This is a genomic window from Exiguobacterium mexicanum (assembly GCF_005960665.1).
GTDB lineage: Bacteria > Bacillota > Bacilli > Exiguobacteriales > Exiguobacteriaceae > Exiguobacterium > Exiguobacterium mexicanum_A.
This window is the reverse complement of sequence record NZ_CP040676.1, coordinates 1,749,241-1,765,055: the sequence shown is the minus strand read 5'-3', so window position 1 is coordinate 1,765,055 and position 15,815 is coordinate 1,749,241. Positions and strand designations below refer to the sequence as shown.

Here is a 15,815-nt window from a genome sequence, read left to right as displayed (position 1 = left end):
CTCATGCCACTTGATCGCGTTAACGGGCGTGACCGTCTCGCCGTACTACCGTTCAGGCGAGCCACTCCGAAGTCCATTCGCTCGACGCTTTCCATCTACTCGCAGCAACGTAGACTCTCTGGGGGAAAGGGGATTCGAGGTACTTGTCTTCTTCATCGTGTTTCCTATTGTTCTAGCCATAGTGTAGCATATCGTCTGAAAAATCGGAAGGTCAAACGAGGGTGATGATGTAGGAGAGAATGATGCTACCGACGCCGACGTACACCCAACGCGAAGCCGAATGTTTTTGAGCGGCCCGTTCTTCCGGTGTCGCCTCTTCGTCTTCCTCGTAATCCGGGTCAATCTCTTTCAACTTGGCGCGTCGGTTACGTTTGAACCCGTACATGATGCCGTCGAATAGTCCGGACGCGCTCATTTGAGAGAACATACCGATTGCAAAGACGAGCATCCCGGCGACGAACAGACCGCCGCTCAAATGAAACAATAACGTTTCATCCTGGTAATAAGAGAGGCTCGACCAGACCGTGTAGGCAATTGTGACAATCCCCCAAACGATTAATATACTTCTAAAATTTTTCAATGTGACAAACTCCTTTCAGCTTGGATGTGCTCCATCGAGTCATCCGCCCTATGGCTCTATGATACCTGTTGGTTGGTGGAGAAGGCGAGAAGTTCGTGTTGAAAACGACAGCGGTTTATTAGGGAGTTGACAGTTTGATTAAAAATTTTTTACAATAGCCCTAACGTTCTTTCGTCGGATACAAAATGAAATATTCAGAAAATTAAAGAAAAAGTAAGATGTTATCGTCCGACGAAACGCCATGCTTCACGATTCAGAAAGGGGACATCGCAATTGAAGAAAAAATCGATTTTGCTCATGATGACACTCATCTTGGCACTCGGTTCAGTGCTCGCCGCTTGCTCGACTGGCGGAGACTCTGACGGCGGTTCGTCTTCGAACGGAGAAAAAGTTCTCCGCTTGACGGACACGTCTGATATTACAACGGCTGACCCGGCGCTCGCGACGGACGCAGTCGCGTTCAACTTGATCGCCAACACGATGGAAGGTCTTTACCGTCTGGATCAAGACGGGAATGCCGTTCCAGCAATCGCCGAAGGAGAACCAGAAGTGAACGAAGACGAAACGGTCTACACGTTCACACTCCGCGACGCGGAATGGTCTAACGGCGAACCTGTCACAGCGAACGACTTCGTCTACGCTTGGCAACGCGCTGTGGATCCAGAAACTGGTTCACAATACGCGTACATCATGAACACAGTAAAAAATGCCGAAGCCATCAACACTGGTAAACTTCCTAAAGAAGATCTCGGTGTGAAGGCGATCGATGAGAAGACACTTGAAGTTACACTCGAGCGTCCAGACCCATCGTTCATCTCACTCACATCGTTCGGTACGTTCACACCGATCAACGAAGCGTTCGCCACTGAAAAAGGCGCAGACTTCTCAACGTCACCAGAAAACCACATCTACAACGGTCCATTTACATGGTCGGAGTGGGATCGCGAGCAAGGATACGTGTTAGCGAAAAACGAATCGTATTGGGATGCTGAAAATGTAGCCCTCGAGAAAGTCGACGTTCGCGTCGTCAAAGACACATCGACTGTCGTCAACTTGTATGAAGCAGGAGAAGTCGACTACGCCGGCCTCTCATCTGAACAAGTTGCCGCATTCCAAGAGAACGATGACTACAGCACAGGCCTTCGGTCATCTGTCGGTTACTTCAAGTTTAACCACGAAGATGAACTCTTCGCTGACGTCAACGCTCGTAAAGCCGTCGCTCGTGCGGTCGACCCAACCGGGATTATCGATCAGCTTTTGAACAACGGCTCAATCGCGACGACTTCGTTTGTCCCGAAAGAATTTATCAAGTATGAAGACGGCACGGATTACACGGAAGGCGTAAAGCATTTCGAAACGAACGCTGACGAAGCGGCATCACTTTGGGAAGAGGCGACTGGCGGCGAAGCAGTCACAATCGAACTTCTTTCATTTGATAGCGAAGTATCGAAACAAATCTCAGAGTACATGAAAGGGCAACTCGAGTCGAATTTGCCGAACGTGACCGTGAACATCTCACAACAACCGTTCAACAACAAGCTCGAACTCGAAGCGAACGGAGAGTACCAAATGTCATTCGCCCTTTGGGGACCTGACTATCAAGATCCGCTCACAAACCTTGGCATCTTCACGTCTGACAACGGTCAAAACGACATCAACTACAAGTCTGCTGCCTACGACAAGTTGATTGATGAAGCATCAGCTGAAACAGCGATCGATGCACGTTATGACAAGTTCAAAGAAGCAGAGACGCTCTTGATCGAACAAGACCAAGCCATCATGCCGCTCTACCAAGCAGGTGTTGCTTACTTGCTCCGTCCGAACGTGGAAAACTTTAACCGTCAACTATTCGGTGCTGATTATCAGTACAAATATGTCGATATAAACTAAAGAAGAAAGGGGGCATGCAACGTGCATGTCCCCCCTTTTCTAAAAAAAAAACAGAAATCAGAGAAAAAACTATTCAAAAGTTTTGTTGGTAAAGTATAATGTAGTAACAGTGAAAATTCAGAATACTTTACAAACTAAGGATTCTTCGATTTTCATGCGCTGTGCTAAGAGCCTTGAGATGACGTTTGACCTATTCTTTCAGAAAATTCCTTTCATTTTGTGAATTCATGAAAAGGGAAATATGTCATAGTGATGCTGTTGGTGCAAGCATAGACACATTAGAAAAACAGGGGGTATTTATTTATGGGACGTTATATTCTTCAGCGGCTGACTTACGGCCTCATCACGTTCTTCTTGATTGCGACGTTCACGTTTTTCCTGATGGACCTGCTTCCAGGTTCGCCTTATCAAAACCAGGAGAAGCTGACGGAGACACAAATTCAGCTCTTGAACGACCGTTACGGACTCAATGATCCGCTTCCAGTTCGTTATGCGACATACTTAGGAAACCTTGTGCAAGGGGACCTTGGTGTATCATTCCGTACGGCCAACCGGCCAGTGACGGAATTGATTATGGAACGAATCGGACCATCAGCTCAATTAGGGATTCAAGCACTTGTGCTTGGGACGTTTGTCGGATTGTTGCTCGGAATCGTGGCAGCCATTCGTCATAACACGTACATTGACTATGGTTCAATGTTCGTATCGGTAATCGGGATTTCTGTCCCATCATTCGTCTTTGCAGCCCTTCTTCAGTACTATGTTGGGGTTAAGTTGCAAATCCTCCCTGTCGCGTTCTGGGATTCACCGGCTCATACGATTTTACCGACCATCTCGCTCTCGCTCGGGGTTACGGCATCGATCGCCCGTTTCGTCCGGACCGAGATGCTAGAAGTGACCGGACAAGATTACGTCACGCTCGCGAAAGCGAAAGGGTTGACCGGGAATGCCATCGTTTGGAAGCACATGGTGCGTAACGCAATGATTCCTGCCATCACAATCCTTGGACCAATGACGGCCGGTCTATTGACTGGTACGTTCGTCATCGAAAAAATCTTTGCGGTACCTGGACTCGGAGAATTGTTCGTCACATCTATTACGTTGAATGATTACTCGGTCATCATGGGCACGACGCTCTTCTTCTCTGGCCTGTTCATTATTATCATTCTACTAGTCGACTTGCTCTACGGAGTCGTTGACCCACGTATTCGTCTTGGGGGGAATAACTGATGATTGAAAACAAAAAGAATTTCGAGCAGTTCGACCAAGACATGTTCCAACGTGTCGAGATGAACGAACAGCTCGCTGAACGTATTTCCGGTAAAAGCTTGAACTTCTGGCAAGATGCATGGATGCGCTTAAAGAAAAACAAAGCAGCCATCTTGTCGTTATCGATTATCGTCATTCTTGTCTTGCTCGCGCTATTCGGCCCGATGTTGTCTGGCCGTGACGCTTATACGCAAAACATCTCACAAGCCAAACTCCCGCCTAAAGTCACAGGACTTGAGTGGGCTGGGTTTGACGGGATGGCCAACCTCGGTGGCCGTGATATCGACTTCTATGAACAAAAGAACGTCGAAGAGAACTTCTGGTTCGGTACGGACTACCTCGGCCGTGATCTTTGGTCACGTATTTGGGAAGGGACACGTATCTCGCTCTTCATCGGTTTAATGGCCGCTATCGTTGATACGGTCATCGGTGTCGCTTACGGTGGGATCTCGGCTTACTTCGGTGGCCGTACGGATAACATCATGCAGCGGATCGTTGAGATTTTGACTGGTGTTCCGAACTTGATTTTGATTATCTTGTTCATCTTGATCTTTGACCCAGGTGTGTTCACGATCATCCTCGCGATGACGATCACCGGCTGGATTGGGATGAGTCGACTCGTCCGCGGTCAAATCTTGAAACTCAAAAACCAAGAGTTCGTCTTGGCAGCTCGTACGCTCGGTGCTTCAAGTAACCGTTTGATCTTCAAACACTTGATCCCGAACACGCTCGGCGCCATCATCATCACACTCATGTTCACGATTCCATCTGCCATCTTCTTCGAGGCGTTCCTCAGTTTCATCGGGATCGGACTTCAACCGCCACAAGCGTCACTTGGTACGTTGATCAACGACGGATACAAAGAGCTACGGACTTTCCCGTACTTGCTCGTCATCCCGTCAGTCATCATCGTCTTGCTCATGGTCAGCTTCAACTTGCTCGCCGATGGCTTGCGTGATGCGTTCGACCCGAAAATGCGTAAATAATTATAGAAACAGGGGGACTCGTGAATGGAAACGATTTTATCTGTCCGAGACTTAGCGGTCTCGTTCCATACGTATGCTGGAACGGTACAAGCTGTTCGCAACGTATCGTTTGATTTGAAAAAAGGCGAGACGCTCGCCATCGTTGGTGAATCGGGTTCTGGTAAATCCGTCACTTCAAAAGCGATCATGCGTCTGATCCCGAACCCGCCAGGTGAAATCACGAACGGAGAAATCTTGTTCGAAGGTAAAGACTTGGCGAAGTTGTCGGAAAAAGAAATGTTGAAGATCCGTGGCCGTGATATCGCCATGATCTTCCAAGATCCAATGACATCACTCAACCCGACGATGACGATCTTCAAACAGATTGCTGAAGGATTGAAGCAACACCAAGGTCTTACGGGTGAAGATGCGAAGAAGCGTACGCTGGAATTGCTCACACTCGTCGGGATTCCAAACCCAGAAGCACGTCTTAAACAATATCCGCACCAACTCTCAGGTGGTATGCGTCAACGGATCGTTATCGCGATCGCGCTCGCATGTAACCCTAAAGTATTGATCGCCGATGAGCCGACGACAGCTCTCGATGTAACGATTCAAGCTCAGATTTTGGAGCTTTTGAAAGACATCCAACAAAAGACCGGCACAGCGATTATCTTCATCACGCACGACCTCGGTGTCGTCGCGAACATGGCTGACCGTGTTGCCGTCATGTACGCTGGTAAAATCGTCGAGAAGGGAACGGTCGATGAGATTTTCTACGAGCCGCGTCACCCATATGCATGGGGACTGCTCGGATCGATGCCGCGCCCATCTGATGACCCGAACGAGGCGCTTCCTGCCATCCCAGGTACGCCGCCGAACTTGCTCGACCCGCCAAAAGGCGATGCGTTCGCACCACGTAACCCTTATGCGATGAAGATCGACTTTGAAAAAGAACCACCGATGTTCCAAATTAGCGACACGCACTATGCGGCAAGTTGGTTATTGCACCCGCAAGCACCGCAAGTGAGCCCGCCGAAAGCAATCCGTGACCTTGCACTCAAGTATCGTCCGGACAGCGCGTTCGCCAAATCGATTTTGAAAGGTGGTGCTGAATAATGGAACGCGAGAAATTACTCGAAGTAAAAGACCTGAAGCAGCACTTTAAAATTGGCCGAGGTCGCGTCGTTAAAGCGGTCGATGGCATCTCGTTTGATATTTACAAAGGTGAAGTACTCGGTCTCGTAGGGGAGTCAGGTTGTGGGAAATCGACGACAGGTCGTACCATCATCGGCCTTTATGACGCGACGGACGGTGACGTCGTCTTCAAAGGCGAAAACGTTCATGGCAAGAAGTCAAAAGCGGAGAAGTTGAAATTCAACCGGGCCATGCAAATGATCTTCCAAGATCCTTACGCATCGCTCAACCCGCGGATGACGGTCGCTGATATCATCGCTGAAGGCATTGATATCCACGGCCTTGCCAAGACGAAAGAAGACCGGATGAACCGTGTCTATGACCTTCTTGAAACGGTCGGTCTTACGAAAGAGCACGCGAGCCGTTACCCGCACGAATTCTCGGGCGGTCAACGTCAGCGGATCGGGATTGCCCGCGCTCTCGCGGTTGAACCAGACTTCATCATCGCCGATGAGCCAATCTCGGCTCTCGACGTATCGATCCAAGCTCAGGTCGTCAACTTGATGAAAGAATTGCAACGCGACCGTGACTTGACGTACTTGTTCATCGCCCACGATTTGTCGATGGTCAAGTATATCTCAGACCGGATCGGTGTCATGTATCAAGGTCACCTCGTCGAACTCGCTCCAGCAGCGCGTTTGTATGAGAACCCGATTCACGCCTATACGAAGTCGCTTCTCTCGGCGATCCCGCTTCCGGATCCAGAGCATGAGCGCACACGTAAGCGGATCGTGTATGAGTCGAAGTCACTCGGTGCCGTCGGACGTTCGGATGAGGATTCAAGCATCCCACCGCTCCGTGAAGTCGAGCCAGGCCATTACGTCTCATTGACAGACGAAGAATACGAAGCATATAAAGCGCAACTCGTATAATTAGAAAGTCCCGAATCCAACCGGATTCGGGACTTTCTTGAACGCAAAGAAAAACACCATCCAAGGACGGTGTCAGGCGTTTGAGATGCGTGGCAAGTTCGAGAGCCGTTCGACGACCGCGTCAATCAGGCGGACACGGGCAAGGGCATCTTCGATTTCCATCGTCTCATAGTGATGCAGTCCGCCAGGTTGTTCCACGTACGTATCCGCATCATGGACGAGCTGTTGGAGTGGGGTACGTTGAATCCGGTTAGGCGGGAGATAGGAATCGGTATGAAGCAAAATCATGACCGAGATCTCTTTCGCGCGCGCCGGGTCTTCCCCGAGACGAATCAATAGCTTATGGGCGCGTTCGGCCCCTTTAATGGCATGAATGTCGTTTTGACGGTATAAATCGTAGTTCCATTTGCCTTCGGTGTACCATTCGTAGTGACCGATGTCATGGAGCAGAGCGGCTTTCGTCGCTAAATCCGTATCAAGCCCTCGTCGCGTCGCCAATTCGAGAGCGCGTTCACACACGTCGACGGCGTGTTTCAGACCGGAACGGGTCAAATATTTTTGGGTGACCGGATGTTGCATAATCGTCTCTAGCGTAATTCTCATATTCGCTCTCCTCCTTGGTGATTTCAAAGGTTATTTCTATTAACTATACGGGAATTGAAAAAGAAAAGCAAATTTGGAACGTGTGAAATGATGAAAATCTTCGAGATTGTTCATTCATTTTCATAAGAATGTGCTATAATTTAATTGTAGATTAGTGCAAGTTCAAGATTTTCAGATTCAGTAACGGTCGGTGGGTCGAGTCCTTATGGCGTTGGGGGTGAGAGACCATGAAAGAGCGTGACAAAGTATTGCTACAGAAAAAGAAACTTCTGAAGGAAGTCCTCAAGAAGAAATTGAAAGACTTACAAGTGAAGCCTGGCAAAGAGACGGTATCACAACCGGTTTCTCGAATGCCGGCGTCCTAGAACGGTCGATCAAGGGTCGCATTCTCCTGAATGCGTCCTCTTTTCTTACCCGAGTGAGAAAAGTTATCATTGAAGTTTCAATAAATAAGAATTATTATAATTAAGTGGACGAATTTTTGGGTATACAAATAGAGTCACTTGAAAAAGATGAACGAACACTTGATCAGGGAGGAACGAAAATGGTCACATTGTACACGTCTCCGAGCTGCACATCGTGCCGAAAAGCACGGGCATGGCTCGAGGAGCATGATATTCCATTCACGGAACGGAACATATTTTCAGAACCACTCTCACTCAATGAGATCAAACAAATCCTACGTATGACAGAAGATGGGACAGATGAAATCATCTCGACCCGATCTAAAGTTTTCTCGAAAATCGACGTATCGGTCGATGCGCTTTCACTCCAACAACTATATGATTTGATTCAAGAATATCCAGGATTGCTCCGCCGTCCGATTCTGATTGATGAAAAACGTCTTCAAGTCGGATACAACGAAGATGAGATTCGTCGATTCTTGCCGCGCAAGGTCCGGACGTTCCAACTTCAAGAAGCGCAACGACTCGTCAACGAGTGAGGAAGCATACTGTCTAAGCAGTGTGCTTTTTATTATTCCGTTTTTCCGATAAAATAATAGTAACAACCCCACCATCAATAGATTGACACGTTAAAAAAAGGGTACTATGATAACAAGACAATTTCCCCTCTCCTCCTTAATTGTTGAAGTAGGAGTGAGGTGAGAAGGGAGTGGACAATCGTGAAAATTGAGCGCATCAACGACAACACCGTCAAATTTTTCATTACGTATGTCGATATCGAGAAACGCGGTTTCGCTCGTGATGAAATCTGGTATAACCGAGAACGTGGTGAGCAGCTGTTCTGGCAGATGATGGACGAAGCGCACGAACGAGAAGATATCTCGTTTGATGGTCCACTATGGATACAAGTACAAGCGTTTGAAAAAGGACTTGAATTGACCGTGACGATCGCGAAAAATGTGATTGACTCTGATGACGATTCTGAGCTCGGGTCACTGTTGCGCTCGGCAATCGACGAGGCGCGCGATCAGCAATCGGTGCTTGATCAATTGAGTGAACTTGATGAAATCGAAGCCGAGCCGGAGGCGTGGGCTCCGCTCGCCATGGAAACGGATGACTTTGAGGCGATCATCTCGCTCAGTAAACGAGCAGGAGAAGCGTTGAACAACGTCAACCTTAAGTTATTCCATTACGACAATCGGTATTACTTGTGGATTGACTTCCCAGACGAGATGGAACCGGAAGAAGAAGAGAACGTATTAAGTCTCTTAGCCGAGTATTTGACGTTCAGCACGCAGACGTTAGCGATGCTTGAAGAATACGGCAAGCTCATTCTCGACGGGGATGTCTTCTCAAAAGTCCGTCACTATTTCTAAACCCTAATCGCCTGTTCATGTGGACAGGCGATTTTTTTACCAATTTATACATATGAAGAGGTGTCGTGATGCTCAAGCGGATTCAATTAAAGTTGGAAGATAGCACCTGGTTCGTCCCGTTTTTATACGGAGTGGGAGGGATCGCGTTAACGTTCCTGACTCAATATTTTGGAAGCTTCTTTCGGGAGCTGTTACCGGAAATCATTTATTTAGACAAGGATTCAGCAGCTTCTGTCCTGTCTTCGTCGTTCACGAGCCTCATGACGATGATGACGTTCAGCTTTTCGACGATCCTCGTCGTCTTGACTACGTATTCGTCGCAGTTCTCGCCTCGGACGATCAATAACTTTTTGACGAACTCGGCGTCGAAGCATACACTCGGCCTGTTCATCATGACGACGGTGTACGGCATAACGAACTTGTTCCTTATCCGGACATCGGATGAAGACGTCGTACTCGCTTCAGGCATCAGTGTCCTGCTCGTCGTCAGCTCAATTTGGGCGTTCGTTAAATTCATTCAAACGATCAGCGTCTCGATTCAAGCGGAACGCCTCTTATCGGCATTGCACCGCGAAGCGCTATCTGTCATCGAAAACCAAAGACGGGCGGTCGAAGAGGAAGACATGTACATCGTCCCGAAACGAACGGTTCACACGTTCGAAGGACAGGCGGTCTATGCCTCTCGAACGGGCTACGTCCAACTGTTCTCGAGCGGGAAGCAGGAGAGCCGTGACGTCGACTTCGAATCGGTCGTGGCCGTCGGGGACTTTGTAGCGGAAGGAGATATTCTCGGCTATTGGCTCGCAGAAGAAGCGCCCGATATCGACGTGTTCCAAATCGGTGAAATCCGTTCATCGATTCAAGACCCAGCGTTCGTCATCGAGAAGTTGAGTGAGATCGCGCTGAAAGGCGTCTCACCGGGCATCAATGATCCGAATACGGCGATTCACGCGATTCACTACATCGGCGATATTTTACGCGAACTGAGCCGATTGCCGGCAGGCGACTTTTTATTCTCCAACGACAAGAGCAATTGGCATGCCAAACGTAAAACGATGGAAGCGACATTGTTCGAGGCGTTCGCTCCTGTGAAGACGTATGCGAGTCACGACATTTTCGTGATGGCATCCGTCTTCGAGGCGATCCGAATCGCGCGGATTCAGGCACACGCCTCGCATGATGAAACGTTCGAGGACTTCATCGACTACTTTGAGGAAGCGCTCGACTTGGATGAGTTGCATCCACGAGAGAAAGCGTTCTTGACGAATCAGATGACGAAAGCACGGAAAATACGTGATTAACGAGAAAGGAAGGGGTCCGAGAAGACCCCTTCCTTTCTGTGCATCATGAGAGGGTATAGCCCCCATCGACCGTAATGGCTTGGCCGTTGATATGGCTCGACGCCTCACTCAACAAGAAGGTCACGACCGGCGCCACTTCATCCGGTTTAGCGGCATGTCCCCGGAAATGATGGGTCATCGCCTCTTGGAACTTGGCTTCCCCGCCGTACAACTTGTGACTGAGCGGGGTGTCGACCGGACCGAAACAGACCGCATTGAAGCGGATCTTGCCTTTCATTCGATGGGCGAACGTCTTCGTCAAGGCGATGACGGCCGCTTTGGAGGCGGCGTATGGACCGAGCATCGGTGGGAATTTGACGTGGCCGACGATGGCAGCGTTGTTGACGACGCTCGCTCCATTCGCGAGGAGCGGGATAGCGCGTTGGATGAGTCGGTTTGTCGCGAGTACGTTCAGTTCAAAGACGTCATCGAACGCGGACGCAGGCAACCGTTCTGGTGTCCCGGGGTGCCCGAACGTCGCCGCGTTATTGAATAGTCCGTCTAACGTGATGGCCCGGTCTTTGAGTTTGTCCATCATCGCCTCGATGTCGTCGGGTTGGGACAAATCGCATGCCATAAACGTGACGCGAGCGGATGCCGTCTCGATTTCTTCGCCTCGTGCCTCGTCTCGGCCGATGCCGATGACGTCATGTCCTTCCTCTGCTAACCGGAGGGCGACGGCCCGTCCAATCCCGCTCGTCGCTCCCGTAATCAAAAATGTGCCCATATTTCGTTCGCTCCCCTCAAAAGATGGCGTTAAGTTGTATAATTATGATAATACAAGATAGAAACGGGGTCAGTTTATAATATGTTGCGACGCATACAAGTCCTTTTATCCCTGATTTTGCTCGCAGGTCTCATTGCCGTATTATCATATTACTGGAGCTCCCAAGTGATTGGCTTGTTCTCGGTGCTCGTCTTTTTGACGACGTTCAGCATTTTGCTCGTCATCTTGCTCGAGAACCGCAATCCGCAACGGACGCTCATTTGGGCGATCGTCATGCTCGGCTTCCCGGTCGTCGGTCTGTTCGCTTATTTCGTGTTCGGACAGAACTATCGCCGGAAGCGGATGTTCAAAGAGAAAGCGATGCTCGATGAAGAGACATACCTCGCCTATCGTCAGAAGGCGATGACGTTATCGCCGTCACTCATGTTCTCCCACGATGATTATGAGAAATTGCTCCATTTGACGTCGTCACTCAATCAATTACCCGTCTCGTCAAACACGTATACGCAAGTGCTGACGAACGGGCAAGAAAAGTTTTCGAAACTGTTGCCCGCCTTGAAAGGGGCGACCCGCCACATCCATCTCGAATATTATATTTTCCGGGAAGATCGTATTTCTCGGGAAATTCAACGCATTTTGATCGACAAGGCGAGGGCGGGGGTCGAGGTCCGCTTCTTGTACGATGCCGTCGGCTCGATCCATACGAGCGGGACGTTCTTCGACGAGATGCGGCAAGCAGGCGTCCACGTCCAAGCCTTCTTCCCCGTCGTCTTGCCGCTCGTGTCGAGCAAGACGAACTACCGCAACCACAGGAAGATTGTCGTCATCGACGGCACGGAGGCGTTCACCGGCGGGTTGAACGTCGGTGACGAGTATTTGGGCGAACATTCGAAGTTCGGCTTCTGGCGTGACACGCATCTGTACGTCAGAGGGGAAGGGGTGTCGGAACTGCAACTGATCTTTTTGCAGGACTGGTACTATATGACGGGCGAGCGCCTGTTCACTCCGTTTTATCTCGAACCGCTCGAGACGGTACGCAGCGCGAGCGGGGGTGTGCAGATCGTGGCGAGCGGACCGGATGAACCGTATGAGACGATGAAGTCGATCTATTTTGCGCTGATCAACGCCGCGAAAAAATCGGTCTATATCTCTTCGCCGTATTTGATTCCCGATGAGGACATCATGAGCGCGCTCAAGACCGCCTCGCTATCAGGAATCGATGTCCGAATCGTGCTCCCGAGTTATCCGGACCATAAGATCGTGTTTTATGCGAGCCGGTCGTACTTCGAGGAGCTGCTCAGCGCCGGTGTAAAGATTTATCTGTATGAAGAAGGGTTCATGCACTCGAAAGTCATCGTCGTCGACGATGGGCTGGCGACGATTGGGACGGCGAACATGGACTTCAGGAGCTTCCACCTCAATTTCGAGGTGAATGCGCTCTTATACAACACGAATTCCGTCCATCAGCTCAAGCAAGATCTCTATAAAGACTTTGAAGGGTCACACGAGTTGGAGTTGCAGGCGTTCTCGGAACGGTCGTACTTCATCAAACTCGTCGAGTCATTGGCCCGAATGTTTTCACCACTACTATGAGGGGGAAGCGGGATGCGGTTTGCCATCGATCGGACAGGGGGGTATGTCGATGCCCTTACGTTAAGTCGGGGGCGGATCGAACCGTTTGCCCCTTTTGTGTGTCCAGAATGCGGGGAACGGGTCATCGTCAAGCAAGGTGTGAGGCGACGGCTTCATTTCGCACATGTCCATCCGTGTGGACGAGGCGAGTCGACGGGGCACCACGAAGACAAATGGGGTGTTCGGCAGTGGCTTCAGACACAAGGTTACGCCGTCGAACAAGAAGTCGTCATCGGCGCACGTCGTGCCGATTTGCTGGCCCGACGCGACGATACGAGTCTCGTCATCGAAATTCAAGCGTCGACGCTCACAATCGAGTCTTACGTCGAGCGGACGAGACATTATCGCGACAACGGACTCGATGTCGTCTGGCTGGCGAGCGGATTAGAACCTAGTACTTGGCCTTCATTGCAGCCGTGGATGCGTCACGAACTGTTTAGACGGCATGGCTTCCATGTCCCTTACAAGCAATCACTTTATCGTTTCATTGGCTTCCCGATATCGGTTAGACGCGGCGTTGGTCATTGGCAGACCGTATCGTCATTCTCGAGTTCGCCGTTCGAATGTTATTATCGTTTCGACGCCCAACAATGGGTTCAACTCGTCCGGCGCCGCCGGATGACCCCACCCTATCCGACGCCGCAGTACCGCCGGCTCGTCTTGAACCGGTTGTATCCGATCGGAATGCTACCGTCTCTTATGCCGAGTTGCTGTTACTTGCCGTTATCCTCGCTTTGGGGCATCCACGTCCATCCGTTCACGTTTCAGACGGTGCTTTATTTGAATCGGCGTGAGCGTCCCGACGACTCCGTCGCATGGAGTATCGAAAAGACGTGCCGCCAGTTTGACGTGACCCCGACAAGCGACTTTCTCCAAGCGTTTGAAGTACAATGGAGACAACTCTTGAACGTGTTTGATATGACGGAGTCGGTGGGGGATTGGCACGTCCCAAGGACGCTAGAGACGGCCCTTCTCCACGATCTTCGATTATTTCAAGGGTTTCAGCGATTCATGGCGAAATCGTATACAAACTAGGAAAAGGAAGTGGACATATGTCAGAAGTACTTACACGACAACAAGTACCCGTCGAGGAGACGTGGAACTTGGAGACGATTTATGCGGACGATCAGGCGTGGGAACACGATTTTGAAGCATTGAAAGCAAACGTGCCGGCCTTGGTCGAGTTTAAAGGTAAACTCGGGGAATCAGCCTCTACTTTGTTTGAAGGCCTGCAACTTCGCGACGACATCTCGCGTCAATTGCATAAACTGTATACATACGCCCATATGCGTTATGACGAAGATACGTCGAACAGTCATTACCAAGCGTTGAACGACCGGGCGGGCTCGCTCGCGGCCCAAATCTCGGCTCAGCTCGCATTCATGACGCCGGAACTGCTCGCCATCGATGAGAGTCAAATCGAGGCGTTCATGGCGGAACACGAATCGCTCAACGTCTATCGCCATGCGTTCGACGAGTTGGCGCAAGAGCGTCCGCACGTGTTGACGGAAGCCGAAGAGGCGATTCTCGCTCAAGCTGGTGACGTGCTCGGCCAGTCGAGTTCGACGTTCGGCATGCTCAACAACGCCGATTTGAAATTCCCGAAAGTGAAGAACGAGAAAGGTGAAGACGTCGAATTGACGCATGGTCGTTACATCACATTCCTCGAGTCGAGCGACCGTAGCGTCCGCGAAGGGGCGTTCAAGGCGATGTACGGCACGTACGAGCAATATTTGAACACGTTCGCCTCGACGTTGTCAGGCAGCGTGAAGAAGGATAACTTCTATGCGACGGTCCGTAAGTTCGAGAGTGCCCGTCAAGCGGCGCTCCATCATAACGCCATCCCGGAAGCGGTATACGACGGTCTCGTCGAAGCGGTGAACGAGCGCCTCGACTTGTTGCATCGTTACGTCGCGCTCCGGAAACGGGCACTCGGTGTGGACGAGCTGCATATGTATGACTTGTATACACCGCTCGTGAAAGACGTGGACATGAAAATCCCATATGACGAAGCGAAAGACTTGATGGTCAAGGGTCTCGCACCACTCGGTGACGAGTACGTCCAAATCGTCAAGGACGGTCTCGATTCACGCTGGGTCGACGTCCGTGAGACGCGTGGCAAACGGAGCGGTGCTTACTCTTCAGGCGCGTACGACACGCAGCCGTTCATCTTGATGAACTGGCAAGACAACGTCAACAACTTGTTCACACTCGCCCATGAGTTCGGTCATTCGGTCCATAGCCATTACACGCGGGCGTCGCAGCCGTATCCATATGGGGACTACTCGATCTTCGTGGCCGAAGTGGCATCGACGACGAACGAGGCGCTCTTGAACGACTATTTACTGAAGACGCGTACAGACCGCCAAGAGCGGCTCTATCTCTTGAACAATCAGCTCGAGACGTTCCGTGGCACGTTGTTCCGTCAGACGATGTTCGCCGAGTTCGAGCATATGATCCATAAAGCGGCCCAAGATGGCGTCTCGCTCACACCTGAGTACTTGAATGAGACGTACCTCGAGCTCAACAAGCGATACTTCGGAGACGAGCTCGTCATCGATGGGGAGATCGCCTTCGAATGGGCACGGATCCCGCACTTCTATTACAACTACTACGTCTATCAGTATGCGACGGGCATCTCGGCGTCGGCCGCATTGTCGCAACAGATCATGGACGAAGGGGAACCGGCCGTCCGTCGTTACATCGACAAGTTCTTGAAGGCCGGGTCGAGCGATTATCCAATTGAAGTATTGAAGGCGGCTGGAGTCGATATGACGACGAAAGCACCGGTGCTCGCAGCGCTCGATCAGTTCGAGGCCGTGCTAGACGAGATGGAAGCGTTACTTTTCCAATAAAAGAAGCGGGGCGTGAACATTATGTGACAATATGAACAAAGTGCTTGTCACGGTGCGCTCGTCTCGGTATATTATAAGTGTGAAATCAATCACAAACCCCTTTTT

14 protein-coding genes and 1 other annotated feature (1 of these 15 running past the window's edge) are annotated in these 15,815 nt (G+C 50.4%); of the genes, 11 read left to right on the top strand and 3 right to left on the bottom strand.

All coding sequences use genetic code 11. The features are described 5' to 3' along the window. Positions 1 to 165 (bottom strand) — a binding site (T-box leader) (it extends 43 nt beyond the left edge of the window). A 46-nt stretch (positions 166 to 211) separates the two neighbouring features. After that, a complete protein-coding gene (locus FED52_RS09470; protein ID WP_138859700.1) occupies positions 212 to 580 on the bottom strand; it encodes a DUF3899 domain-containing protein in 369 nt (122 codons plus the stop codon). A 273-nt stretch (positions 581 to 853) separates the two neighbouring features. On the opposite strand from FED52_RS09470, the gene FED52_RS09465 reads away from it, so the two are divergent. From FED52_RS09465 to FED52_RS09445, 5 genes are all read left to right on the top strand, one after another. Then, on the top strand, positions 854 to 2,470 hold the full coding sequence (locus FED52_RS09465) for a peptide ABC transporter substrate-binding protein (protein ID WP_138859699.1): 1,617 nt from the start codon (positions 854 to 856) through the stop codon (positions 2,468 to 2,470). A 303-nt stretch (positions 2,471 to 2,773) separates the two neighbouring features. Beyond that, entirely contained in the window at positions 2,774 to 3,700 is a 927-nt protein-coding gene (gene opp3b, locus FED52_RS09460; RefSeq protein ID WP_138859698.1) for an oligopeptide ABC transporter permease, read from the top strand. Further along, positions 3,700 to 4,725: an oligopeptide ABC transporter permease gene (gene opp3C, locus FED52_RS09455; protein WP_138859697.1), complete on the top strand. Its 1,026-nt coding sequence runs from the start codon at positions 3,700 to 3,702 to the stop codon at positions 4,723 to 4,725. The genes opp3b and opp3C overlap by 1 nt, the downstream gene beginning before the upstream one ends. A 24-nt stretch (positions 4,726 to 4,749) precedes the next feature. After that, a complete protein-coding gene (locus FED52_RS09450) occupies positions 4,750 to 5,823 on the top strand; it encodes an ABC transporter ATP-binding protein (protein ID WP_034776940.1) in 1,074 nt (357 codons plus the stop codon). Beyond that, positions 5,823 to 6,773 (top strand): ABC transporter ATP-binding protein, encoded by a 951-nt coding sequence (locus FED52_RS09445; RefSeq protein WP_034776942.1) that lies wholly within the window; start codon positions 5,823 to 5,825, stop codon positions 6,771 to 6,773. The genes FED52_RS09450 and FED52_RS09445 overlap by 1 nt, the downstream gene beginning before the upstream one ends. A 72-nt stretch (positions 6,774 to 6,845) precedes the next feature. On the opposite strand, the gene FED52_RS09440 is transcribed toward FED52_RS09445, so the two are convergent. Next, on the bottom strand, positions 6,846 to 7,376 hold the full coding sequence (locus FED52_RS09440; RefSeq protein ID WP_034776944.1) for an HD domain-containing protein: 531 nt from the start codon (positions 7,374 to 7,376) through the stop codon (positions 6,846 to 6,848). Positions 7,377 to 7,920: 544 nt separating this feature from the next. On the opposite strand from FED52_RS09440, the gene spxA reads away from it, so the two are divergent. The 3 genes from spxA (at position 7,921) to FED52_RS09425 (ending at position 10,457) form a co-directional block, all read left to right on the top strand. Further along, the gene (gene spxA, locus FED52_RS09435) at positions 7,921 to 8,319 is read left to right on the top strand and encodes a transcriptional regulator SpxA (protein ID WP_015881217.1); all 399 of its coding nucleotides are present in this window, start codon (positions 7,921 to 7,923) and stop codon (positions 8,317 to 8,319) included. 180 nt (positions 8,320 to 8,499) lie between these two features. Further along, positions 8,500 to 9,156, top strand: a complete 657-nt coding sequence (mecA, locus tag FED52_RS09430) for an adaptor protein MecA (protein ID WP_138859696.1) — start codon at positions 8,500 to 8,502, stop codon at positions 9,154 to 9,156. Positions 9,157 to 9,224: 68 nt separating this feature from the next. Further along, a complete protein-coding gene (locus tag FED52_RS09425) occupies positions 9,225 to 10,457 on the top strand; it encodes a DUF2254 domain-containing protein (protein ID WP_138859695.1) in 1,233 nt (410 codons plus the stop codon). Positions 10,458 to 10,500: 43 nt separating this feature from the next. Here the strand turns inward: FED52_RS09425 and FED52_RS09420 are convergent, their stop codons facing one another. Next, positions 10,501 to 11,223 (bottom strand): SDR family NAD(P)-dependent oxidoreductase, encoded by a 723-nt coding sequence (locus FED52_RS09420; RefSeq protein ID WP_138859694.1) that lies wholly within the window; start codon positions 11,221 to 11,223, stop codon positions 10,501 to 10,503. Between the two features lie 81 nt (positions 11,224 to 11,304). Between FED52_RS09420 and cls the strand changes: the two genes are divergently transcribed. From cls to pepF, 3 genes are read left to right on the top strand one after another with little or no spacing between them, the layout of a single operon-like run. Beyond that, entirely contained in the window at positions 11,305 to 12,816 is a 1,512-nt protein-coding gene (gene cls, locus FED52_RS09415) for a cardiolipin synthase (RefSeq protein WP_034776952.1), read from the top strand. A gap of 12 nt (positions 12,817 to 12,828) precedes the next feature. Then, positions 12,829 to 13,890, top strand: a complete 1,062-nt coding sequence (locus tag FED52_RS09410) for a competence protein CoiA (protein ID WP_138859693.1) — start codon at positions 12,829 to 12,831, stop codon at positions 13,888 to 13,890. A 17-nt stretch (positions 13,891 to 13,907) separates the two neighbouring features. Continuing rightward, the gene (gene pepF / locus FED52_RS09405) at positions 13,908 to 15,710 is read left to right on the top strand and encodes an oligoendopeptidase F (RefSeq protein ID WP_138859692.1); all 1,803 of its coding nucleotides are present in this window, start codon (positions 13,908 to 13,910) and stop codon (positions 15,708 to 15,710) included. The last annotated feature ends 105 nt before the right edge of the window (positions 15,711 to 15,815 follow it).